Origin of the sequence: Arthrobacter sp. 9MFCol3.1 (genome assembly GCF_000620385.1) — a bacterium.
GTDB lineage: Bacteria > Actinomycetota > Actinomycetes > Actinomycetales > Micrococcaceae > Arthrobacter.
The window spans coordinates 188,524-210,184 of record NZ_JIBJ01000003.1 but is presented as its reverse complement, the minus strand read 5'-3'; the positions used below and the strand labels follow the sequence as shown (position 1 = coordinate 210,184).

At 65.2% G+C, this 21,661-nt stretch carries 19 protein-coding genes; 11 read left to right on the top strand and 8 right to left on the bottom strand.

What is annotated here, in order from left to right; genetic code table 11:
* Positions 1–56 precede the first annotated feature (56 nt).
* A complete protein-coding gene (locus tag C560_RS0101015; protein ID WP_026536790.1) occupies positions 57–701 on the top strand; it encodes a TetR/AcrR family transcriptional regulator in 645 nt (214 codons plus the stop codon).
* A gap of 107 nt (positions 702–808) precedes the next feature.
* Here the strand turns inward: C560_RS0101015 and C560_RS0101010 are convergent, their stop codons facing one another.
* Together C560_RS0101010 and C560_RS0101005 are read right to left on the bottom strand one after the other, a co-directional pair.
* On the bottom strand, positions 809–2,182 hold the full coding sequence (locus tag C560_RS0101010; RefSeq protein ID WP_026536789.1) for an aspartate aminotransferase family protein: 1,374 nt from the start codon (positions 2,180–2,182) through the stop codon (positions 809–811).
* A 28-nt stretch (positions 2,183–2,210) separates the two neighbouring features.
* Complete coding sequence (locus C560_RS0101005; protein ID WP_026536788.1) at positions 2,211–3,698, bottom strand: CoA-acylating methylmalonate-semialdehyde dehydrogenase; 1,488 nt, start codon at positions 3,696–3,698, stop codon at positions 2,211–2,213.
* Positions 3,699–3,829: 131 nt separating this feature from the next.
* Between C560_RS0101005 and C560_RS0101000 the strand changes: the two genes are divergently transcribed.
* Positions 3,830–5,491, top strand: a complete 1,662-nt coding sequence (locus C560_RS0101000) for a PucR family transcriptional regulator (protein ID WP_026536787.1) — start codon at positions 3,830–3,832, stop codon at positions 5,489–5,491.
* Between the two features lie 50 nt (positions 5,492–5,541).
* Here C560_RS0101000 and C560_RS0100995 read toward each other — a convergent pair whose 3' ends face one another.
* Positions 5,542–7,236: a SulP family inorganic anion transporter gene (locus tag C560_RS0100995; protein ID WP_051532927.1), complete on the bottom strand. Its 1,695-nt coding sequence runs from the start codon at positions 7,234–7,236 to the stop codon at positions 5,542–5,544.
* Between the two features lie 516 nt (positions 7,237–7,752).
* Positions 7,753–7,992, bottom strand: coding sequence for a hypothetical protein (locus C560_RS0100990; RefSeq protein ID WP_155855697.1), 240 nt, complete (start codon positions 7,990–7,992; stop codon positions 7,753–7,755).
* A 19-nt stretch (positions 7,993–8,011) separates the two neighbouring features.
* Between C560_RS0100990 and C560_RS0100985 the strand changes: the two genes are divergently transcribed.
* Positions 8,012–8,701 carry a nucleoside/nucleotide kinase family protein gene (locus C560_RS0100985; protein ID WP_026536784.1) on the top strand — a complete coding sequence of 230 codons (690 nt, stop codon included), beginning with the start codon at positions 8,012–8,014 and terminating at the stop codon, positions 8,699–8,701.
* Between the two features lie 173 nt (positions 8,702–8,874).
* Here the strand turns inward: C560_RS0100985 and C560_RS0100980 are convergent, their stop codons facing one another.
* Positions 8,875–9,432, bottom strand: coding sequence for a putative immunity protein (locus C560_RS0100980; RefSeq protein ID WP_026536783.1), 558 nt, complete (start codon positions 9,430–9,432; stop codon positions 8,875–8,877).
* Positions 9,433–9,789: 357 nt separating this feature from the next.
* Between C560_RS0100980 and C560_RS20875 the strand changes: the two genes are divergently transcribed.
* Both C560_RS20875 and C560_RS0100970 read left to right on the top strand, forming a co-directional pair.
* A complete protein-coding gene (locus C560_RS20875) occupies positions 9,790–10,722 on the top strand; it encodes a hypothetical protein (protein WP_051532926.1) in 933 nt (310 codons plus the stop codon).
* Positions 10,723–11,351: 629 nt separating this feature from the next.
* A complete protein-coding gene (locus tag C560_RS0100970) occupies positions 11,352–11,741 on the top strand; it encodes a hypothetical protein (protein WP_026536782.1) in 390 nt (129 codons plus the stop codon).
* Between the two features lie 100 nt (positions 11,742–11,841).
* On the opposite strand, the gene C560_RS0100965 is transcribed toward C560_RS0100970, so the two are convergent.
* The 3 genes from C560_RS0100965 to C560_RS0100955 all read right to left on the bottom strand — a co-directional run bounded on the left by C560_RS0100965 (position 11,842) and on the right by C560_RS0100955 (position 14,862).
* Complete coding sequence (locus C560_RS0100965) at positions 11,842–13,296, bottom strand: phosphotransferase (RefSeq protein ID WP_231494218.1); 1,455 nt, start codon at positions 13,294–13,296, stop codon at positions 11,842–11,844.
* Positions 13,293–13,841 carry a TOPRIM nucleotidyl transferase/hydrolase domain-containing protein gene (locus C560_RS0100960; protein ID WP_026536780.1) on the bottom strand — a complete coding sequence of 183 codons (549 nt, stop codon included), beginning with the start codon at positions 13,839–13,841 and terminating at the stop codon, positions 13,293–13,295. Before C560_RS0100960 ends, C560_RS0100965 begins: the two co-directional genes overlap by 4 nt.
* Before the next feature lie 79 nt (positions 13,842–13,920).
* Positions 13,921–14,862 carry an AraC family transcriptional regulator gene (locus C560_RS0100955; protein ID WP_081801571.1) on the bottom strand — a complete coding sequence of 314 codons (942 nt, stop codon included), beginning with the start codon at positions 14,860–14,862 and terminating at the stop codon, positions 13,921–13,923.
* A gap of 274 nt (positions 14,863–15,136) precedes the next feature.
* Here C560_RS0100955 and C560_RS0100950 point away from each other — a divergent pair, with 274 nt between their 5' ends.
* The 6 genes from C560_RS0100950 to C560_RS0100925 all read left to right on the top strand — a co-directional run bounded on the left by C560_RS0100950 (position 15,137) and on the right by C560_RS0100925 (position 21,606).
* Complete coding sequence (locus C560_RS0100950; RefSeq protein WP_026536778.1) at positions 15,137–16,483, top strand: ABC transporter substrate-binding protein; 1,347 nt, start codon at positions 15,137–15,139, stop codon at positions 16,481–16,483.
* Positions 16,484–16,509: 26 nt separating this feature from the next.
* The gene (locus tag C560_RS0100945) at positions 16,510–17,478 is read left to right on the top strand and encodes a carbohydrate ABC transporter permease (protein WP_026536777.1); all 969 of its coding nucleotides are present in this window, start codon (positions 16,510–16,512) and stop codon (positions 17,476–17,478) included.
* Entirely contained in the window at positions 17,475–18,392 is a 918-nt protein-coding gene (locus tag C560_RS0100940) for a carbohydrate ABC transporter permease (protein ID WP_026536776.1), read from the top strand. Before C560_RS0100945 ends, C560_RS0100940 begins: the two co-directional genes overlap by 4 nt.
* Positions 18,393–18,442: 50 nt before the next feature.
* On the top strand, positions 18,443–19,504 hold the full coding sequence (locus C560_RS0100935; RefSeq protein ID WP_026536775.1) for an NAD(P)-dependent alcohol dehydrogenase: 1,062 nt from the start codon (positions 18,443–18,445) through the stop codon (positions 19,502–19,504).
* A gap of 24 nt (positions 19,505–19,528) precedes the next feature.
* On the top strand, positions 19,529–20,497 hold the full coding sequence (locus C560_RS0100930) for a carbohydrate kinase family protein (protein WP_026536774.1): 969 nt from the start codon (positions 19,529–19,531) through the stop codon (positions 20,495–20,497).
* Positions 20,498–20,574: 77 nt separating this feature from the next.
* Positions 20,575–21,606, top strand: coding sequence for an NADPH:quinone reductase (locus C560_RS0100925; RefSeq protein ID WP_026536773.1), 1,032 nt, complete (start codon positions 20,575–20,577; stop codon positions 21,604–21,606).
* Positions 21,607–21,661 lie beyond the last annotated feature (55 nt).

The following is a 21,661-nucleotide window of genomic DNA, read 5'->3' as shown; positions in this document are numbered from 1 at the left end:
TTCAATACGGGTCTAGACTCGCTGTCAATAGGCATCGGGCTGGGGGAGGAGTGGCAATGGCGGACCTCAGCAAGAGGGAAGTGCGCCGGAGGGCGATTGCGGCGGCGGCGCAGGCCGTCGCCGCCCGTGACGGTGCGGAAGCCGCAACGCTGCGGGCGATTGCGGCGGAGGCAGGCATGGCCCCAAACGCCGTGCTGTACTACTACGGAAGCCTTGCCGAAATCACCGCAGCGGCCGTCGAAGCCTCGTCCGCCAGATTCCTCGCACGGCTGGCGGAGGCCGCGGACCCGGCCATGAGCCCGACGGTCCGGCTCGCCGCAGTCATCAGCGCGGGCACCACGGCAGGGCTGGAGGACGACACTTTCCGGATTCTTTACGAGTACTGGACCCATTCGATCAGGGACGCGGAGCACAGACGGATCCAAGCGGAACTCATCCGCACCCAGCAAGCGACGTACGAAAAAATCATTGCCGACGGAATCCAGGCCGGTGAGTTCTTTCCCGTCCTGGAACCGGCGAAGATCGCGCGGACGCTGGTGGCCCAGGAAGACGGCCTGGTCATGGATGTACTGGCCGGCACCGCCAACAGTGAGGACGTGCTGGACCTGGTCGCCAGTCTCGCCTCGGCCCTTCTGGGCCTCGGCCACGACACGCTCCTCGACCACATCGGAAGTCTCGCCTACTCCCGTTCCGGCCAATAGCGGCTGGATCAGGTCGGCAGTTGACGTCCATCACTGAAGGCAGCGCCGGCATCACTTGTGGGCGCTCACGTGCGCGCTCCTGTCCGACGCGAATGTCTCCGGAATCATCAGGTGGCGAACCCGTCCGCGATGTCCAGCACGGTGTCCAGGATGGCCAGGCCTGTCTGGGTGTCTTCCACGCTGGTGTTGCAGGGCGGGACGACATGGATGCGGTTGAAGTTCGCGAACGGGAGCAGTCCGCGGGATTTGCAGGCCGCCACGAGCTGGTTCATTTCCGGGCTCGAGGCGCCGTACGGCGCGAGGGGCTCGCGGGTCTTCTGGTCCTTGACGAGTTCGATGGCCCAGAACACGCCCGTGCCGCGGACTTCCCCAACCGAGGCGTGGGTTTCGGCGAATCCGCGGAGGGCCGGGCCGATCACCGTCTCGCCGAGGGCTGCCGCGTGCTGGACGATCTGTTCGTTTTCCATCGCGTTAATGGTGGCCACGGCGGCAGCCGCCGCGAGCGGGTGGCCCGAGTAGGTCAGGCCGCCCGGGTAAACTCGCGTGCCGAACGTGGCGGCGATCTCCGGACTGATCGCCACGCCGCCCATCGGAACATAGCCGGAATTCACGCCCTTGGCGAAGGTCAGCAAGTCGGGGACGACGTCGAAGTGCTCGACGGCGAACCAGGTCCCGGTGCGGCCGAAGCCGGACATGACTTCGTCGGCGATGAAGACGATGCTGTGCCGTGTGCAGAGCTCCCGGACGCCCTGCAAGTATCCAGGGGGCGGCATGTAGATCCCGGCTGTGCCCGGGACGCCTTCCAGGATGAGGGCGGCGATGGTTGAGGGCCCCTCGAAGCTAATCAGCTGTTCCAGGTGTTCCAAGGCGCGCTGGCTTTCCTCCTCCTCGGTGCTGGAGTGGAAGGCGGTGCGGTACAAGTACGGCGGGAAGAAGTGCACGGTCCCGCTGCTGGCGGTGTCGCTGGCCCAGCGGCGGGGGTCACCCGTGACGTTGATGGCCAGCTGGGTGCCGCCATGGTAGGAGCGGTAGGCGGAGAGCACCTTGTGACGGCCCGTGTGCAGCCGGGCCATCCGGATCGCGTGCTCGTTGGCGTCGGCGCCGCCGTTGGTGAAGAAGATCTTGTCCAGTTCGCCGGGCGTGCGCCCGGCAATCAGCCGGGCGGCTTCGGAGCGCGCGTCATTGACGTAACTCGGGGCGATCGTGCACAGTTTCGTGGCCTGGGCGGCGATCGCGGATACGACGGCGGGGTGCTGGTGGCCGATATTGGTGTTGACCAGCTGCGAGGAGAAGTCCAGGTACTTGTTGCCGTCGCCGTCCCAGACGTAGGATCCCTCGGCCGCGGAAATGACCATGGGGTCGATGAGGTCCTGGGCGGACCAGGAATGGAAGACGTGCCTGCGGTCCAGTTCGTAGGCGCGGCGTGCGGCGTCGGCAGTGTCGTGGACCGGTTGGATGCCGCTGTCGATTGTGGAGGTCATGGCAGTTGCCTTTCTCTTGACGTTCCGGTCACGCGTTCTGCGGGAAGCCGAGGTTGATGCCGCCGTGGCTCGGGTCCAGCCAGCGGGACGTGACGGCCTTGCCGCGGGTGAAGAATCCGACGCCTTCGGTGCCGTGGGCGTGGGTGTCGCCGAAGAGCGAGTTCTTCCAGCCGCCGAAGGAGTAGTAGGCCATTGGAACCGGCACCGGAACGTTGATGCCCACCATGCCGACCTCCACCTCGTTCTCGAAGCGGCGGGCCGCACCGCCGTCGTTCGTGAAGATCGCGGTGCCGTTGCCGTACGGGTTGGAATTGATCGTCTCGAGGGCCTGGTCGTAGCTGTCGACGCGGACCACGGAGAGGACCGGGCCGAAGATCTCATCGGTGTAAATGGACATGTCCGTGGTGACGTTGTCGAAGAGGGTCGGCCCGACGAAGAAGCCCTCACCTTCGGCGTCGGCGGCGACGGTGCGGCCGTCGACGACGAGCGTGGCGCCGGCCGCTTCGCCGGCGTCGATGTAGCCGGCCACCTTGTCCCGGTGCTGGGCCGTGACGAGCGGGCCCATGTCACAGCCGCGCAGGCCGTCGCCGGTGCGGATCGAGGTCGCTCGGCCGGCAATCTTGCCGACCAGCTCGTCCGCGATGTCGCCCACCGCGAGCAGCGCGGAGATGGCCATGCAGCGTTCGCCGGCGGAGCCGAAGCCTGCGTTGATGGCGGCGTCGGCGGCGAGGTCGAGATCGGCGTCGGGCAGTACGATCATGTGGTTCTTGGCGCCGCCGAGGGCCTGGACGCGCTTGCCGTTGGCGGTGGCGGTCTCGTAGACGTACTTGGCGATCGGAGTGGATCCCACGAAGGAGACGGCCTTGATGTCCGGGTGGGTCAGCAGTGCATCGACGGCCACCTTGTCGCCGTGCAGGACGTTGAAGACGCCGTCGGGCAGCCCGGCTTCCTTCCACAGCTCGGCCATCCAGTTGGCCGCCGTCGGGTCCTTTTCGCTCGGCTTGATGACCACGGTGTTGCCCGCGGCAATGGCCAGGGGGAAGAACCACATGGGAACCATGGCCGGGAAATTGAACGGGCTGATGATGGCGACCGGGCCCAGGGCCTGGCGGACGGAATGGACGTCCACGTTGGTGGAGGCGTTCGCCGTGAAGCTGCCCTTGATCAGGTGCGGGATGCCGCAGGCAAATTCCACGACCTCCTGGCCGCGGGTCACCTCGCCCAGGGCATCGTCCAGGACCTTGCCATGCTCTGATGTGATGATGGCCGCGAGTTCGTCCTTGCGGGTGTTCAGCAGCTCGCGGAATGCGAAAAGGATCTGGGTGCGGCGGGCGAGCGAGGTGTCGCGCCAGGCCGGGAAGGCGGCCTTGGCCGCGGCAACGGCGGCGTCGCTTTCAGCGACGCTGGCGAGCACAACCTGTCCGGTCACCTTTCCGGTGGCGGGGTTCGTGACGGGGGCTGTGCGGTCCCCGGCGGGGACGTAGGTGCCGTTGATCCAGTGCTTGATCGTGTTCAAGGATTCTCCTCAGTGCTGTTTGATGTGTGGCGGCATTCGGTGCCGTGCAGTGCGTCCAGTCTGTCCGCGGCGGCGTAACCACGTAAGGGGCAGTGTGTAAAGAATTACGCTCCTGGGATTACACTCTGTAAATGCTGCCTACGGTCCGTGCCATCCTTGACCTTCCCGTTCTGCGTGCCGCGGACCCGAGGGTGCTCGGTGGTTTAGCCGGTTTGGACGCGCCGGTGCGCTGGGTGCATGTCAGCGAGCTGCTCGACGTCGGCGGGCTGCTCTCCGGCGGGGAACTGGTGTTAACCACGGGCCTTGAGCTGGAAAAGGAACCCGGCCTCACGGCGTCGTTCATCAGATCCCTGGAGCGGGCCGCAGCCGCCGGGCTGATCGTCGAACTTATCGGAAACAGGGAACGCAGCATGGCCGCGCTGCGGGCCGCGGCCAAGGGGGCCTCACTGCCGGTGATTGTCCTCGAGCGGCGCGTGCGGTTCGTCCAGGTCACGGAAGTAGTGCACCGGATGATCGTGGCGGAGCAGCTCGAACGCGTGGAGCGCGCCAGAGATGTCCATGAGGCCTTCACCGTCCTGAGCCTGGAAAGCGCGGGGAGCCAGCAGGTGGTGGAGCAGGCGGCGATGATGATCGACGCCCCCGTGGTTTTGGAGGACCTCTCCCACCTGGTCCTCAGCTATTCCGCCCGGCAGCTGGACACGGCAGATCTCTTGGAAGACTGGGAGCGGCGGTCCCGAACCACGCCGTCGCCGGCCTCGACGGCTCGGACCGGGCCGGAGGAATGGCTTCAGACGCCGGTGGGCGTGCGGGGGCAGCTGTGGGGTCGGCTGATTGTGCCGGTGCCGCTCGACGACGACGAGACGGCCGCAATGGTCCTGGAGCGCGCGGCACAGACCCTGGCCATTAACCGCCTCGCGGAACGGGACCGGCTCGAACTGAGCCAGCGGGCCCAGGCAGGTCTGTTCAACGCGCTGCGCCAGCCCCGCGGACTGAGCGACGCCGAAGCCCTTGCACGCGCCGGATCTCTGGGGCTGAAGCGGTCACCGCTTTACGTGCCTGTCGTGTTCCGGACCACCCCGGCCCGGCAGGCTGCCGCGCACGGCGCAACCCTTCCGCCGGGCGATCCGCTCGCCGGCCAGCAGGAGGAGCGGGAACTGCTGGAACTCTTGGCCCGGACACTTAAAACAAGCTCCGGCACCGCCTTGACGGCCAGCATCCGATCGGGTTCGGTGGGCATGATCCTGGGCCTGCCGGCACACCGGCTCCAGGAGGCGGTGCTCCAGCACCTCGCCCGGGTCGTTGCCGAGCACACCGGTCCTTCCGGGGATGCGGGAGCCTGGGCGGCGCCGCGCTGGACCATCGGCGTCGGACGCCCCACCGGTTCCCTGCTCGAGGCCGCAGCGGGCATCGACGAAGCGGCCCACGTCGCCGAGACGGCGGCGACCCTGCGCGACGGCGGAAAGTCTTTCTACCGAGCCACGGATGTCCGGCTCCGGGGACTCCTGGCCCTGCTTCGCCACGACCCGCGTGTGCAGCAGTTCGTCGAATCGGAACTGGCATCCCTCCTCACGGCTGAAGCCCAAGGCCAGGGCGGCCAGCTGGAACTGCTCGGGAAGTATCTGGAATCCGGCGGCAACAAGGCGGCGATGGCCCGCAGCGGCTACCTGAGCCGTCCTACGCTCTACGCTCGGCTGGCCAAACTGGAGGAACTGCTGGCGGTGGATCTCGACGACGCCGAATCCAGGACATCCCTACACGTCGCACTCTTGCTGCACCGGCTGCGGGGGCTCTAACAGCGGAATCTCCGTCCCAGCATCACGCGCGGATCGGGGATAGCCGTTTCCTACCCCTCCCGTTTCTCCCGTTGGAACGCCCTCACTGCTTCGCTCACTGTCGGGTAGAAATGATCGGGAGAGAATCGGGAGCCCATGCCGTACTGCAACAATCTGTCTTTGACCGGGTCTTTGAGCTCGGCGAATACCAGGTCCACGCCGTGCCGGTCCAGCCATTCGTCAAGCTGCACCAACTCGTCCAGTGCAGTCGTGTCGATTCCCGTGACTGGTTCTGCCGCGAGCACCACGCGTTCAGTGCCGTCCTCCGCCTGGTCCAGCTCGTTGCGCACGAACGATCCCAGCAAGGCTCCGTTGCCGAAGAACAGCGGCGCATCGAAGCGCAGGATCAACAGGCCGGGGATGCGTTCCCCTTCCGGATGGCGGCTCACGTCGTGGTACCCGGGAATCCCTGGCACGTCCACCAGCTCAGCACGGTAGGGGTCCCAGGCCTGCCGTAGGAAGTCCAGGATTGCCAAACCGATGGCAACGGCGATGCCCGGGAGGACGCCCAGTATGGTGACCCCCAGGAATGCCGCGAGCATCACCAACGATTCACTGCGGCTCATGCCGATGAGCCGTCGCACACCGGCCGGGTCGGCTATTGCGACGGCTGCGGAGATGACAATGGCGGCAAGGGTTGCGGCCGGCAGGAACTCGGTGACGCCGGGCGCCACGAGCATGAAGCCGAGCACCAGGACGGCGCCTGCGGCCCCCGTGAGCTGGGATTTCGCCCCGGACTCGACTGCCACCGGCGTGCGGGACGTGCTGGCCGACACCGGGAAGCCGCCCAGTAGCCCGGTGGCAGCGTTCGCCGCACCCAAGGCTGCCATTTCATGGTTGCCGGATACCCTGCCGTCCTCTGCGGCCGCCAGGGATTGGGACAGGGTTCCGGTATCAACGAAGACGATGAGGGCGATCGCGGCGGCGGCGGGCAACAGTGTCAGGACGTCGGCCCAGCCAATTCCGCCCAGCGCCGGTGCGGGGAGCCCCTGCGGGAGGGCACCTGTGACCTTCAAACGCTCTTGGAGACCCAGCAGGGCCACGGCGATGCAGGACACAACCACCGCAATGAGCACGCCCGGAACCCTCCATTTCAGCCGGCGGGGAACCCAGATGAGCGCCAGTGAGACCAAGCCGAGCAGGAGTGCCGTCAAATTGGTCTCGCCGGCAAGGACCTTCGGCGCGGCGGCGATGAGCTTTTCCCAGGCTGTACTGCCTTCCACAGAGATCCCCAGGAGGGTCGGAAGCTGGGACACGGCCACCAGCAAGGCGATGCCATTGAGATAGCCGAGCCGGATGGGCTTCGACAACAGTCCAGTGACGACGCCCAATCTCAGCACTGAGCCGAGCAGCAAGATGCCGCCAATCAGTATGGCCAGGAGTCCAGCCAGGGCCACGGATTTCTGCTCGTTATCCGCGGCCAAGGGAACCAGGGCTGCAACGATCATCGGGGCGAGCGCGGAATCCGGCCCCAGCACCAGCACACGCGATGGCCCGACTGCTGCGTAGACAAGCAGGGGCACTACCGTCGCGTACAGGCCAGTCACCGGTGGAAGACCGGCCGCCTGGGCGTACGCCATGCCCGCGGGGACCAAGATTGCGAAGAGCGCGGCGCCGGCCACCAGGTCGTGGCGCAGCCACTCGATCCTGTAGCCGCGCAGGGCTGGCGGGACCGCCCAGAATGGAATCGTTCCGGATCGGCGCATCTTCCGATCATGTCCCATCGTGCCCCTGCTCGCCATCCGTAATCGGGCGAACTCAGCCTTGCGCGCGACCAGTATTCGATTGATCGGATCGTTGCGCCCCAGCCATCGACTGTCTGCGTCGGCTCGGCTGGGGCTGCCAACAATGCCGGTCGTTCCCTGGCAATTGTTGTCAGGAACGCCCCGGAGGCAAAACTAATGATTCCTCAGGAAGGGAACAACAGGCGCGCGACGACGCTCATCGCGTACCAGCCCACAACCCCAAGGGCGCCCAAAATAGCAATGGAAACTACCCAAAACCGGACGGAGCGTTTCGACCTCGCGTTTTCATACACAACAACCACCCCACGTTCAATCGGGAAACGTCGGAACGCATCCTGCCAGGGGCGCCTTGCAAAAAGCTTGAATCGACACGGGGCCCATGGTCACCCGTTAGTTGATTGATGCAGTGATGACGGGGCTGACGAAACGGAGACTCCACGACAACATCTCCTAATCTGGGTTCACCGGTGGTGCGTTTCAGATCCCGCTCCCGGTCCGCGCGGCTGACGTCCCCGGGTCGTACTGGAGGGAGGCGGCGTCGGGCAGCCAGGCCGCCTCGTCGTAGAGGCTGCCTAGCCGGCGCGGAAGCTGCTCCAGAACACGGTCGGGTTTGCCGACGACGGGGGTGGCGACGTCGATCACGTAGCGGAGTTGCTTGTCGGCCTTGCGATAGCGTTGCAGCCACAGAGCGCCCGTGGTCAGGCGTGTCCCAGGCAAGAGGAGGAAAGAAGAAGCGATGAACACTCCATTGCACCTGCGCTGGGACGACTCGGGCCGGCAGCAGCTCCTCGCCCGGGCTGAAGCGTTGCTCGAGCGGCGCGGACGGTGCCTGCTTGGAATAGCCGGGGCGCCTGGTGCCGGAAAATCCACCATCTCTGGATGGCTGCTGGAGCATCTGCTCACCAACCATCCCCGGCAGGTCGCCCTGGTCCCCATGGACGGATATCATCTGGCGCAGTCGCTGCTCGAGTCCCGCGGGCTGGAGCACCGCAAGGGCGCTCCGGACACTTTCGACGGTGTCGGCTACGTCGCGTTGCTCCGCCAGCTGCGCTCGGAGACTTCGCGGGAGATCTTCGCGCCGGTCTTCCGCCGCGAAGTCAACGATGCGATCGCCGGGGCCATCGCCGTCCCGCCGGAAATACGCCTGGTCATCACCGAGGGCAACTACCTGCTCTTTGACGAGGCCCCATGGAACGAGGTCGCATCTCTCCTGGATGAAACCTGGTTCGTGGAACTCGACCAGGGCGAACGCCTGCGCCGGCTCACCGCCCGGCACTTGAAGTTCGACAACGACGCCACCATCGCCGAATGGCGTGCAACCGGCAATGACGAACGCAACGCCCGCCTGGTAGCAGCAGGAAACCAGCGGAGCACACTCGTCATCGACCACACACCCGCGACCGTCTCGGCGCCCGGCCTCGAATAGCCGGAAACCGCGCTCCGGCTTCACGGCGGCCGTGATGGCAAAGCCAACAATTTTTCACTTCATCGCCTGCTCCGCCCCTGATTGATCAGGTCAGTATCTGAATCGTCCTTTCCCGCAGCGCCAGTGCGGGCGGACGGTGTCGCAGTAGGGGACCCGGCTGGCCGGTGGCAGATTCAGCTGGAGGAGGCAGGCCGGTCGGGGCGGGCCAAGTCGGCCTGGATCGCGCGGATGATCGAAGCGAGGATTCCGGACGTCAGAAGTCCTGGCCCCAGCGGACCGGCGGAATTCCCGCCCAGCGGTGGCAGGCGCCGAAGCGCGGACCGGGCTTCGGCGCTCATGTGCTCGAGTTGCCAGTGGACCTCGTCGTCGATCGTCTGGGGCCGATCGGGCGCCGCCAGTCCGGCCGCTTTCGCGGCATACGCGGCTGCTCCCAAAGCGTGCGCTCCCATTTGAGCGACGGCGGCGGCTTGCGCGGCGGACCGGGCGGCAGCCACCGCAGCAGGGCGATTGACCTCGCGTGCGGCACGGCCAGCCACAAACCGCCGGCGGATCTCTTCGGCGGCTCTGAGCTCACCGCGAGCGAAAGCCCTGGCTCGGGCGATGGCGTCGCGGGGGCGATCATCTGCCGGCGCCTCTGCCTCAAATAAGGCCACGACCCGCTCGGCGCAGTCTGCGGCCCAAGCCGCGACGATACGGCGCTCGGCCTCGCTTAGCGTCTGCGGAGAAGCCATACCAGTACCGTACACACGGCTCACAGACCGATCGGCTTTCGGGCAGTGCGATGCATCCGAATCGCGATCTCGATACTTGGGCATGTCTGGACTCTCGGCCGGAACCCTGGACATGACTTGCGTGGCTGCATGACCAGCCGAATGAGGGCCTCTGGACGACTGAATCCAGCAAGCGGGGAGGCTGCGCTGGAGGTCTCTACCGGGCGGGTCGCAACATGGTTTCCGATCGGATTGCGACAGAATCGGAATCGGGTTCATCGGGTGTTCAGCCTGTGGACCCGCCGACGCTGGCGGAAACTCCCAGGCTGGCCATAGTCGACTTGAACCGATCGACCGCCACGACGAAAGCGGGCTATTGTGGGCATCTTCAGGAAGAAGTCTCCCGAACCGGAAACGCCTGATTCGCACCTTACGTTCTTCACGGTTTCCGGCGCCAAAAAATTCCGAACGATCACGCGCGAAGTTTTCGCCGAGATGGGACTCGAAGTCCATGTTCAGCCTGGTCACGCTGTCGATGACTCCGGGCGTGAATTCGGATTTTGGAATGTGGCCACCGCTTGTGCTGACCAGCCGCAATCCGTGTGGCGGGACCTGATACGCGAACATCTTCAGCGCGTTCTGGCGGGCTTTGACGGACCCGATCCGTTCGACATCCTTGACCCTGCTGATGTAGCGAGAAAGACTTTCGCACGCCTTTATGATGAAGCGAGCGTGACAGGGATCGACGGCTACCCGCATAGGGAGTTCGCGCCGGGCATCGTCGAGATGATCGCGCTCGACCTCCCGGACACAGTTTCGGTTTTCAGTCACAACAACGCAAACAAATTCGGCGGGTTCGGAGCCCTCAGAACCCAGGGGATTGCGAACCTTCGCGGGCTGGAAGTCGAAAATCTCGAAACCCTCCCCGCGCCGGGAGGGGGCTCGTTCACAGCTCTATTAGGTGACTCTGTCTATACCGCGAGCCGGGCTCTGCTTCTTCCTGACTTGGCCTCAGAACTTTTGGGCAAGCGCGTCCGTGAAGAGTTCGGTTGGCTAATGAGCGTCCCGAATCGACACCAAGTCGTTTGGCACATCATCGAAGACGCCACCGTCATTCCAGCGGTTAACGGAATGGCCCGATTCGCCGCCATGGGATACAGCGATTCACCTACGCCGGTGAGTCCGCACGTCTTTTGGTGGAACGGGGCGAGCTACGAGCAACTGACCGAGGTGTCCGACGATGGTGGCCTGGCGATACGAGTAAGTCCAGGATTCCAGGCCGTCCTGGAATCGATAACTGCGGACAGATAGAGACTTCCTCGAGGAGTCCGATACTGCGCTCAGTGAAGTGGGGCATGTCGTACTACGGTGTCGGCGATGGGTGGTGCTTCAGCTGCGGCGGTCTTGCTGGCCATGTCAAGCTCATGTTTGCTAATGGCGCGGCGCTCGAGCCTGTACCGCCGGTGACACCGGTGGGGACGGGTAAGTCGACGCGGGGTGACCACCCAAGAACGCTGGCCCGAAACCGCCAGGCCGACGTCAGTCCGGCTCGTGCAGGGGGTCGACGAATGGCTCATGCTCATCTCCACAGGACAAGCCATCGGCATGTCCTCGGTGACCACCGCTGCACAGAATCCACGACCCGGCATCGCGTACCGGCCCGTCCGCGATGCCCCGCCAATCTCCGTGTTCCTTGCCTTCCGGCGCGACGGTCCGTCGGCCCTCGTCGCAGACTTTGCCCGCCATGCCCAGGAGGTTTTCTTATCTTGCGGACCCGGCTCAAACGGTGCCGAGTCCGCAGTGATTCAGCGTGGACCAAAGGCCGAGACTTTGAGTTGTTCCGCCAAAAGTACACCGCACTTTCGGTGAGGAATGGGAGGATAATTCTGCCTACTGGTCAGGTCCAGAAGTTCAGCCGGGACCGTCAACGGAGAGATGACATGGGTGATTTCATCGCTTACCTTGATACCTCCGACGTCCGTCCGGGCAAACTTGAGGAGCTCAAGGCAGCCATGGCCGAGCTCGCCGCGTTCGTTGAACAGAATGAGCCGCAGATCATCTCCTACTGCGTCTGTTTCTCAGAGGACGGCTCCGTCATGAGCGTCCTGCATTTTCATCGTGACGTAGCCTCGTTGGAGCTGCACATGAAGGTGGCGGGCCCCAAGTTCGTGCCAGTGGCGCCGCTCATCAAGCTAAGAACAATCGAGGTATTCGGCCGCCCAACCGAGGACCTAGTGGTGCAACTTCGAGCGAAGGCACAGCTTCTGGGCTCCGGAACCGTCATAGTCCGTGACGTTCACGCCGGCTTCGCCCGGTTTACCCGCGGCTAGCCTTCTTTGCCGGACCGGTTCCTGACCGGAACGGGGATCGACTGGCGCCGCTGGGCAGCCCGCCGTCGGTGCGGGAGATGCCGTCATCTGGCTGGGTCACTCACTGTCTCAACTCCTGCGCGGCCCGTTCCGCGAGGACGGCGATGGCCAGGGAGAAGCGGCCAGGTAACGGAGAAAGTGCCACACGAAGCCAGATGGCGTCCGAGTACGCATCGAACCGGACCGGACTGACGTGCAGTTGCTCGGCGACGGCCAGCACCTGCGTGTGAGCCGTCAGGTATCGTGCCCGCGTCATGCGGTTGTTTCGTAGATGAAGTTCCAGGCGGACGTCCAGGCCGGCCAGATCCCGGGCGGCCTCGTGCCGGGCCGTACTGTCAAAGTCCAGCAATCCGGGCGGGATGTCGCCGTCAGGAACGATGATTTGCCTGTCGTAGAGGTCTCCGTGGGCCCATACCATCGGGTCCGGTGCCGTCCGAAGCAGGTCCGTGGCCACTCGTTCTGCGGCGGCGCGCAAGGTATCGCGCTGAGACGACAGCTCCGGGACGTTTTCATTGTGCCGCAACCAGTCGTCCACCCGTCGCCACATCTTTGTGACTTCCCACTGCGGTGGGCGGAGCGGAAGGCTATCAAGGACGCTTTGTGCTGCGTGACCCCGGGAGCCGTTGAGTTCCGCGACCCAGGCGCGCGACCATTTCTCCCACGCCCTGGCGAACGCTTCATCGCAGGCGGCGCCCTGCTCCCGGCCCAGCTCGTTCAGAGTCGGTCCCGCTATGGCGCTGAAAACGATGACGTCCGCCCGGGAGCTCTGACGGAGCATTCTGGGTGTTGTGAAGTTGCCGTCCAGGAGGACGTCCATTTGTGCGCAGCGCTCGGCCGGTACGACGGCGCCGCCAGGGCTGAAGATCTTTATGTAGCAGCCATCCGCCCGGACGACCGCCTGGCGGGAGGGCCAATACGAAATCAATTCACCCTTCTGTGCTTCCTCCCGCAGGGCGGGCAGGCCGGGATCGTCCAGCGGGAGAAGCTCGAACTGCCCCTGACGCAGATGGGCCCCCCGGACGCCGGACCGTCCCGGTGTCAGGACTTCCAGGACAAATTCTCCCGGCGTCTTGTCTGGCCACGCCCGCTGTACCATCCAGGATGTGCCGGTTTCGTCGTCGGCAGTCGCCGGAACGGGGGAGGGCCAGTCCATGGAATCAATTCCAGGATCCGGCGGAGGCGCCATGCTCCGTCCATCCATGCCCCTCCTCCCCATGCGCAGGCTTGTTCCGGCGCAAGCCGGTTCGTCCGTCCAGCATGAACGACAACAATGAGGCGTAAATGAAACGTTCATGAGGAAAATTTCATCAACGCTTTCTCCCCGTCCACTCGGCGTCCCATAAGGCAGTCCTTCGGTTCTTGCGGTGATTGCGGCACTTAGAGGATGAGTTCCGCTGTTATGTGCGTGATCGACGACGGCGGGCAGCGGCGCGTCTTTGATCACCGCGACGGCGTCGGGGTCGCCGCCTTCCACGCACCTGAAGGCATTCGACCACTTCTTGGGCGGCAGGATCACTGTGAGAATGATGCAACGAGGCGGGCGAGTGGCGCAGGCGCATGGCCGGCCGGCAATGCGTCGACCAGCAGTGGCGCGTAGCGGACCTTGTTGCCGCTGCGTCCTCCGAAGAACCGGCGTAACTGCGCCGTTATTGGCCGCTCCCGTTGGGACGGCTGGCGCTGGAGGAGCCGGAACGACGCGAGCTCGCCTTGAGCGGCGATGACTTTGAGCACCGCATCGATTCCCAGGCAGCGGATGAGTTCGTCCTCCAGATCGGCGTGACAGACATGGAACCCAAGTTCGGCCAGCGAACCGGACCCGATCCCTGCCCGGCCGAGGGCGCGTGCGATGCCGCGAGATTCCCCTGCATCACACAGGCCCAACAACCGGTGGCCTGCGCCATTCGGTCCGTAGCGGTCGAGGAAGTGGACGATGCTGGTCGCGCCGCCCATCGGTTCGACCGACACCCGCAAGGCTGCCAGGTCGTAGCCAAGGCGAAGGGCCAGCGTCTCAACCGCCAGCCTGTCACTCTCACCCTCGACCAACACCGTCGTCGCCTGCATAAGACCAGTATGTCGAACGCCCAGCCGCGGCGGCTCGTGTCATCGAGCGGTGCCGCTCGGGTATCACTCCCCGGGACTGTCAGTTCTGCGTTCGCTGGCGGTACTGCCGCGGGGTTTCGCCGGCGTCGTTGAGGAAATGACGGTTGAAGTTGGACAAATTGGAGAAACCCACTTCGTAGCAGATATCGGAGATGGGTTTGTCGCTCTGCTCCAGCAGCCGGCGGGCGTGGGCCAGCCGAAGTTTGCGCACCAGATCACTGAAGTTTTGGCCGGTGGCGCGCTTGAAATACTTCGAAAATGTCGGTTCCGACATGCCCACCAGCGCCGCCGCTTCGGACATCTTGACACTGCCGGAGTGGTTGCTGAAAACGTACTCCAGGACGATATCGACGACGGCCGCAGCCTGGCCGTCTAGTTGCGGCCTGAACCATTCTTCAGCAAGGTAGCGCCGCTCCACTTCTGGCGCACGGGCCAGTGTCGCCAACAGCTCAAAGAGATGCTGAAGCCGCGCCAATCCGGTGGAGGTGCCCATTGCCTCGATGCACGCCGCCGCCGTCTCGGCTGAGCCGCCAAGGAATTCGATTCCCCGGGCGGACTGTTCCAACAATGGCCTGACCTCGGCCATCTCCGGGACAATGGATGCGGCCTGCTCGACCCACTTCCCGTCGAACTGGATGATGGCGTCCCGGTTCTCCAGTATTTCGCCGGATTCAAGGTCGCTGACCCAGTCGTGGGGGAGCCCGGATCCGACGAGGGAGACGTGGCCGGCTTCGAACGTGCCAATGTGGTCTCCGACGATGAACTTTCCGGTGCCCTTCCGGATGAGGTGGATCTCATACTCTGGGTGGTAATTCCACCGTGCCTCGGGGCTCGGGTAGTCGTGCTGGTGCCACCGAACCGAATGGTGCGGGTCCTCCGGGATGACCTCCCGGTTGGCCCGCATGCCCAGCAGCCTCTCAGCCAACCGTGCGGCGGCACTGTCAGGGAGGTCTGCTCCGTTGGCGGGATCCGCCGTGCTCATCGTGGGTCTCCCTGCGTTGGGGTTATGAAATCTGGACAACGCTTTGGTTGCCTTCTCCCAGAGTAGCGCCCACCTTGAGAGCACTCAGGAAAATTAGTATCAGAATTCAGCAACCGCGGCGCTAGTTGTGCCTTGTCCCACAGGCCTAATCTTGAGGGACATCGACGAGGTATCCGGCTTCCAGCCCCCTTCGTCCCACTCTCGGCCCCGCACCCCCGACGCAGCAGTCGGAGCAGGGCAGCATCGCACCCCCTGAAGAACAAAGGAGTCCTAAATGCGCGCAAAAACACGCGCCGCCGCGTTGGCCGCAGGCGCCCTGTGCGTGGCACTCAGCACCTCGGCCTGCGCGGGCGCCGGCGGCGGCAACTCCGCGGGAGACCCGAACAGCATCAATGTCCTGATGGTCAACAACCCCCAGATGGAGGACCTGCAGCGGCTCACCGCGGAGAACTTCACCAAGGAAACCGGCATCAGGGTCAACTACACCGTCCTGCCGGAAAACGACGTCCGGGCCAAGATCAGCCAGGAGTTCTCGAGCCAGGCCGGCCAGTACGACATCGCGTCGCTGTCCAACTACGAGATCCCGTTCTATTCCGCCAACGGCTGGCTTGCCCCTCTGGACAACGTTGCCCAGGACGCGGCGTTCAACCAGGCGGACATCCTGCCGGCCTACACGGCGTCGCTGACCGGCAAGGACGGCAAGCTCTACGGCGAACCTTTTTACGGCGAATCCTCCTTCCTGATGTACCGGAAAGACATCCTGGCCGCCAAGGGACTTTCGATGCCGGAGAATCCGACGTGGGACGAAGTCGCAGCCGTGGCGGCCAAGGTCGATGGCGCCGTCCCCGGAATGAAGGGCATCTGCCTGCGCGGCCAGCCCGGCTGGGGCCAGGTTTTCGCGCCGCTGACCACGATGGTGAACACCTTCGGCGGAACATGGTTCGACAAGGACTGGAACGCGAAGGTCAACTCTCCGGAGTTCACCGCGGCTGTTGATTTCTACACCAGACTGGTGCGCGACCATGGTGAAGCGGGCGCCGCCCAGGCAGGATTCACCGAATGCCTGAACAACATGAGCCAGAGCAAGGTCGCCATGTGGTACGACGCCACCTCCGCGGCCGGCGCCCTGGAAGCCGAGGCCTCTCCTGTGAAGGGAAAGATCGGTTACGCGCAGGCTCCGGTCAAGGAAACCAAATCCTCGGGCTGGCTGTGGACCTGGTCCTGGGCTATGCAGGCGGCCTCCAGGAAACAGGACGCTGCCGCCAAATTCATCGCCTGGGCCAGCTCGAAGAAGTATGAGGAACTGGTCGCCTCCAAGCTCGGCTGGTCCAAGGTCCCGTCCGGCAAGCGCATCTCCACCTACGAGAACACCGAGTTCCAGCAGGCCGCACCGTTCTTCAAGGCCGAACGCTTTGCCATTGAGAACGCCGATCCGACCAACCCCGGTGTCCAGCCGCGGCCGGCGGTCGGCATCCAGTTTGTCGGCATTCCCGAGTTCGCCGCCCTGGGCACCAGGGTGTCCCAGGGCGTGAGCTCCGCCATCGCCGGCCAGGGCTCGGTCGCCGACGCGGTGGCCAAGGGCCAGGAAGCCGCACAAAAAGTCGGCGACAAGTACAAGTAACCACAACCCAACCGCAGGAGAACATTATGACTACCGCAACGGCGCGCGTCTCCCGGCACGGGAGCAGCACAGCCAAACCTTCCAAGAACACCAGGGCGCGGGAACGTGCAGTGGCCTGGGCGCGGCGGGCACCGCTGCTGCCGGCCCTGATCTTCCTCATCGTCGTCACCCAGCTTCCGTTCGTGGTGACCCTGATCATCTCGTTCATGAACTGGAACAGCCTGAGCCCGGACACGACCGGATTCGCCGGATTCGAGAACTACATCCAGGTGGTCACCGACCCCTACATGCTCCAGGCAATCCTCACCACCATCGTCGAGACCGTCTCGGTGGTCCTGGTCAGCCTGGTCCTCGGACTCGGGCTGGCCCTGCTCCTGGACAAGAAGTTCATCGGCCGCGGACTGGCCCGGACCCTGCTGATCGCACCCTTCCTCATCGTTCCGGTCGCCGCGGCGCTCATCTGGAAGCACGCCATCCTCAATCCCGTCTACGGCCTGATCAACGGTTCCCTCACCTGGATCTGGTCCCTCTTCGGCTCCGACAACCCGCCGCAGCCGGATCTGCTGTCTTCGGCGCCCCTGATGGCCATCATCGTCTCGCTGGTCTGGCAGTGGACGCCGTTCATGATGCTCATCCTGCTCGCCGGCCTGCAGTCCCGTCCGATGGACACCGTCGAAGCTGCCCAGATGGACGGCGCCACTCCCTGGGCAATTTTCCGCCACCTTACCCTGCCGCACCTGCGCCAGTACCTGGAACTCGGCGGACTGCTAGGGGCCATCTACATCGTGCAGAACTTCGACGCCACCTTCGTCATCACCTCCGGCGGCCTGGGCACGGCCAACCTGCCCTATGCCATCTACGAGACGTTCTACTACGCCAACGAATACGGCCTGGCCTCAGCGGCCGGCGTCGTGGTGGTCATCGGCACCATCATCGTGGCGACCTTCGCACTCCGCACCGTATTCTCGCTCTTCAAGAAGGAGGCAGCACGATGAGCACCCTCACCCCCGCCGGGCCCAGGTCATCAGTCCCCACCGCGTCCACCCCGACCACGGGATCACGACGCCGGCGCAAGTCACGCATGGACCCCACCCGCAACAACACCGCCGCCGGCATCGCCGCCTGGCTGCTGGCCCTGTTGTTCGCGGTGCCGGTCCTGTGGATGATCCTGACCTCGTTCCACTCCGAAATCGACGCCGCCACGAACCCGCCGTCCATCGCCGCCGACCTCAACCTGGATGCCTACAAGGAGTTCTTCGGCGCAACTTCCGGCGTCAGCCCCTGGCCCTCGCTGATCAACTCCGCCACCGCCTCGATCTTCTCCACTGTCCTGGTCCTGCTGCTGGCCATCCCCGCCGCGTACGCCCTGTCGATCCGGCCGGTGAAGAAGTGGACCGATGTTCTGTTCTTCTTCCTCTCTACGAAGATGATGCCCGTGGTCGCCGCAGTCCTGCCGCTCTACCTGTTCGCCAAAACCGCCGGCGCGCTGGACAACATCTGGTTCCTGGTCCTGATGTATACCTCGATGAACCTGCCCATCGCCGTGTGGATGATGCGGTCCTTCCTTGCCGAAGTGCCGGTCGAAATGCTCGAGGCTGCCCAGATCGACGGCGCCACCTTGCTGCTCACGCTGCGCAAGGTCATCGCACCCGTGGCGATGCCCGGCATCGCCGCGACCGCCCTGATCTGCTTCATCTTCAGCTGGAACGAACTCCTCCTGGCCCGGGTCCTCACCGGCGTCGTGGCCGGCACCGCACCGGTGTTCCTCACCGGCTTCGTTTCAGGCCAGGGCCTGTTCATTGCCAAGGTCTGTGCCGCCGCCGTCGTTATCTCCCTGCCAGTGCTGTTCGCCGGTTTCGCAGCCCAGGACAAACTCGTCCAAGGCCTCTCCCTGGGCGCCGTGAAATAGTGCCGTCAAATAGCCCGCCACCCCTCTTCAAACCGCAAAGGATTCCTCCGATGACCACATCAACCGCCCAGTCCCGCACCCCCGGGCATCCCGAAGTGCCGGCCACCATGCGCGCCGCCGTCCTCAAACGCCAAGGCGACATGGCCATGGAAGCCCTGCCCGTCCCGCGGCTGGACGCGGACCAGGTCCTCGTCCAAGTCGCCGCCGTCGGCGTGTGCGGCAGCGACGTCCACTATTACGAACACGGCCGGATCGGCGACTACGTCGTGGACCACCCGCTGATCCTCGGCCACGAACTCTCCGGACGTATCGCCGCCGTCGGCAGCGACGTCGACCCCGCCCGCATCGGCCAGCGGGTCGCCGTCGAGCCCCAGCGGCCCTGCCGCACATGCAAGCAGTGCAAAGCCGGACGCTACAACCTCTGCCCCGACATCGAGTTCTACGCCACCCCGCCGATCGACGGGGCCTTCACCGAATACGTGAGAATCCAGAGCGACTTTGCCTTCGACATCCCGGATAGCGTCAGCGACGAGGCGGCAGCCCTCATTGAACCGCTCTCCGTCGGCCTCTGGGCCTGCGAACGCGCCCAGATCAAGCCGGGCAGCCGGGTCCTGATCGCCGGCGCGGGCCCCATCGGCATCATCGCCGCCCAAGCCGCCCGCGCCTTCGGCGCCACCGAAATCTACATCAGCGACATTGCAGAAGACCGGCTGGCTTTCGCCCTCCAACACGGCGCCACCCATGCCTTGAACGCCTTGACGGAGAGTGTCGAAGGGCTCGACGTCGATGCCTTCATCGACGCCTCCGGCGCCCCGCAGGCCGTCCGTTCCGGGATCAAAGCCGTTGGACCGGCCGGCCGGGTCATCCTGGTGGGGCTCGGGGCCGACGACGTCGAACTCCCCGTCTCCTACATCCAGAACCGGGAGATCTGGCTCTCCGGCGTGTTCCGCTACACCAACACCTGGCCCCTGGCCATCCAGCTCATCGCCGACGGAAAAGTGGACCTGGACATCCTGGTCACCGGCAAGTTCGCCCTCGCCGAATCGGAAGATGCGCTCAAGGCCGGCAAGCAGCCCGGCCAGCTCAAAGCCGTGGTCTACCCGGGCCGCTGAGAAGAAGACTGCGAGGAAGCAGCCATGCCAGCAAGTGAAACCATGGTGATCGTCATCGGCGAATCACTCGTCGACATCATCAGCGACCCCCACCGGCCGGAAGAGATCCAGGCCCATCCCGGAGGGAGCCCGCTCAACGTGGCGGTGGGGGCGGCCCGCCTGGACCTGCAGACGACCCTGGTGACCCACTACGCCGAGGACCGGTACGGCCTGATGATCGATCAGCACCTCCGGTCGAACAACGTCCGGGTAATTAACGGAGGGACCTCAGCGACGTCGACGGCCCTCGCGGCCCTGGGCACTGACGGTGGCGCTCACTACACCTTCTCCATCGACTGGGACATCAACGGGGCGTCCCTGCCCGCTCTGGCCGCCGTTGAAGGCTCCACCCACGTCCACACCGGATCGATCGCCACCATGCTTGGACCGGGGGACAAGGCCACCTTGGCCTTGGTGATGGCCGCACGGAAGCACGCGACGGTCAGCTACGACCCGAATTGCCGGCCCGCTATCAGTCCCGACGTTGCGGAGGCGCGTAACCGGGCGGAACTGTTCGTGACGGCCAGCGACATCGTCAAAGCCAGCGACGAAGACTTGAGCTGGCTCTACCCGGACCGGACCCCGGAGCAAACCATGGCAGCATGGCTGGAACTCGGCCCCGCGATCGTAGCCCTGACACGCGGCGCCTCCGGCCCAGTCGTCCTGGCCCGCCAGGGCAGGGTGGAGATGGCCGCCGAATCCATCGCTGTGGCGGACACCGTTGGGGCAGGCGACTCCTTCATGGCAGGGCTCATCTCCGGACTGTCCCAACTCGACGCGCTCGGCGCCAGCGGCAGGCACCGACTCCAAAACCTCACTCCGGATGAGATGAATGCCCTCGCCGCGTACGCCAACCGCGCCGCGGCCATCACCTGCTCCCGGCAGGGCGCCAATCCGCCACGGTCCGCCGAGCTCGGCCCGATGCCCGTCCCGTCACCTGCCCAGCAGGCCTGATCACGCAGTCGCCCGATGGCATCACCGTTTCCGCGCCCGGCGGGAATTTTCGGTGAGGGCCGGTGTTTGGTCTGAGTATGAAAGCAATCGTGTACCGTGCCACCGGCGATCCGTCCGTTCTCGAGCTCGTCGACCGCGAGATCCGCGACCCGGGGCGCGGGGAGGTCCGCGTGCGGATCATGGTCTCCGCGGTGAACCCCACCGACTGGAAGTCGCGCCGCGGCGCCAAACCGGGCGAGGCCTTGCCCTTCGCGGAGTTCGTGCCGAACCAGGACGGCGCCGGAGTGGTGGACGCCGTCGGACCCGGCGTCGAGCACCTCCACATCGGTGACAGGGTCTGGCTGGCCCTGGCCGCCTACCAGCGCGCCGACGGCGGGACAGCGCAGGAGTTCGCCGTCCTGCCGGCCGAACGGGTTTTTCCGCTGCCGGAGAACGCCGGGTTCGAGCTCGGCGCAAGCCTGGGTGTTCCCGCAATCACCGCCCACCGGGCCCTGACCATCGCCGAGGACGGCCCGCGGCGGCTGCACCCGGGAGCCTTGGACGGCAAAGTGGTCCTCGTCGCTGGAGGGGCAGGCGCCGTGGGCCATGCGGCGATCCAGCTGGCCAAGTGGGCCGGCGCCGCTGTGATCACGACCGTGAGCGGACCGGCGAAGGCTGCGCTGGCCACGGCCGCCGGCGCCGATCACGTCATCAATTACCGGGATACCGATCCGGCCGCGGAGATCCGCCGGATCGCTCCCGACGGCGTCGACCAGATCGTGGAGGTGGCACCCGCGCAGAACGCGGAACTCGACCTGGCGGTGATCCGCAACCGCGGCTCCGTCGCCGTCTACGCCAACAACGGCGGCGATCAGGTGAGCCTGGACGTGCGCCGGCATTTCAGCCTCAACGTCCGGTACCAGTTTGTGCTGCTCTACACCGTTGGCATGGCGGCCGTGCAAGCCGCCGCCAAGGACATCAATGCGGCCATCACCGGCGGCGCCCTTCCGGTGGGAGAGGCCGCGGGCCTGCCGCTGCATCGCTTTGCCCTGGCTGACACGGCGGCGGCCCACGCGGCGGTGGAAGAGGGAATCGTCGGCAAGGTGCTGATCGATGTGTCAACGAACTAGCCGATGACTTCGGGCGCTGAGGGCCCGAAGTGCGCTGGGCGTAGGGTGGAAGCTG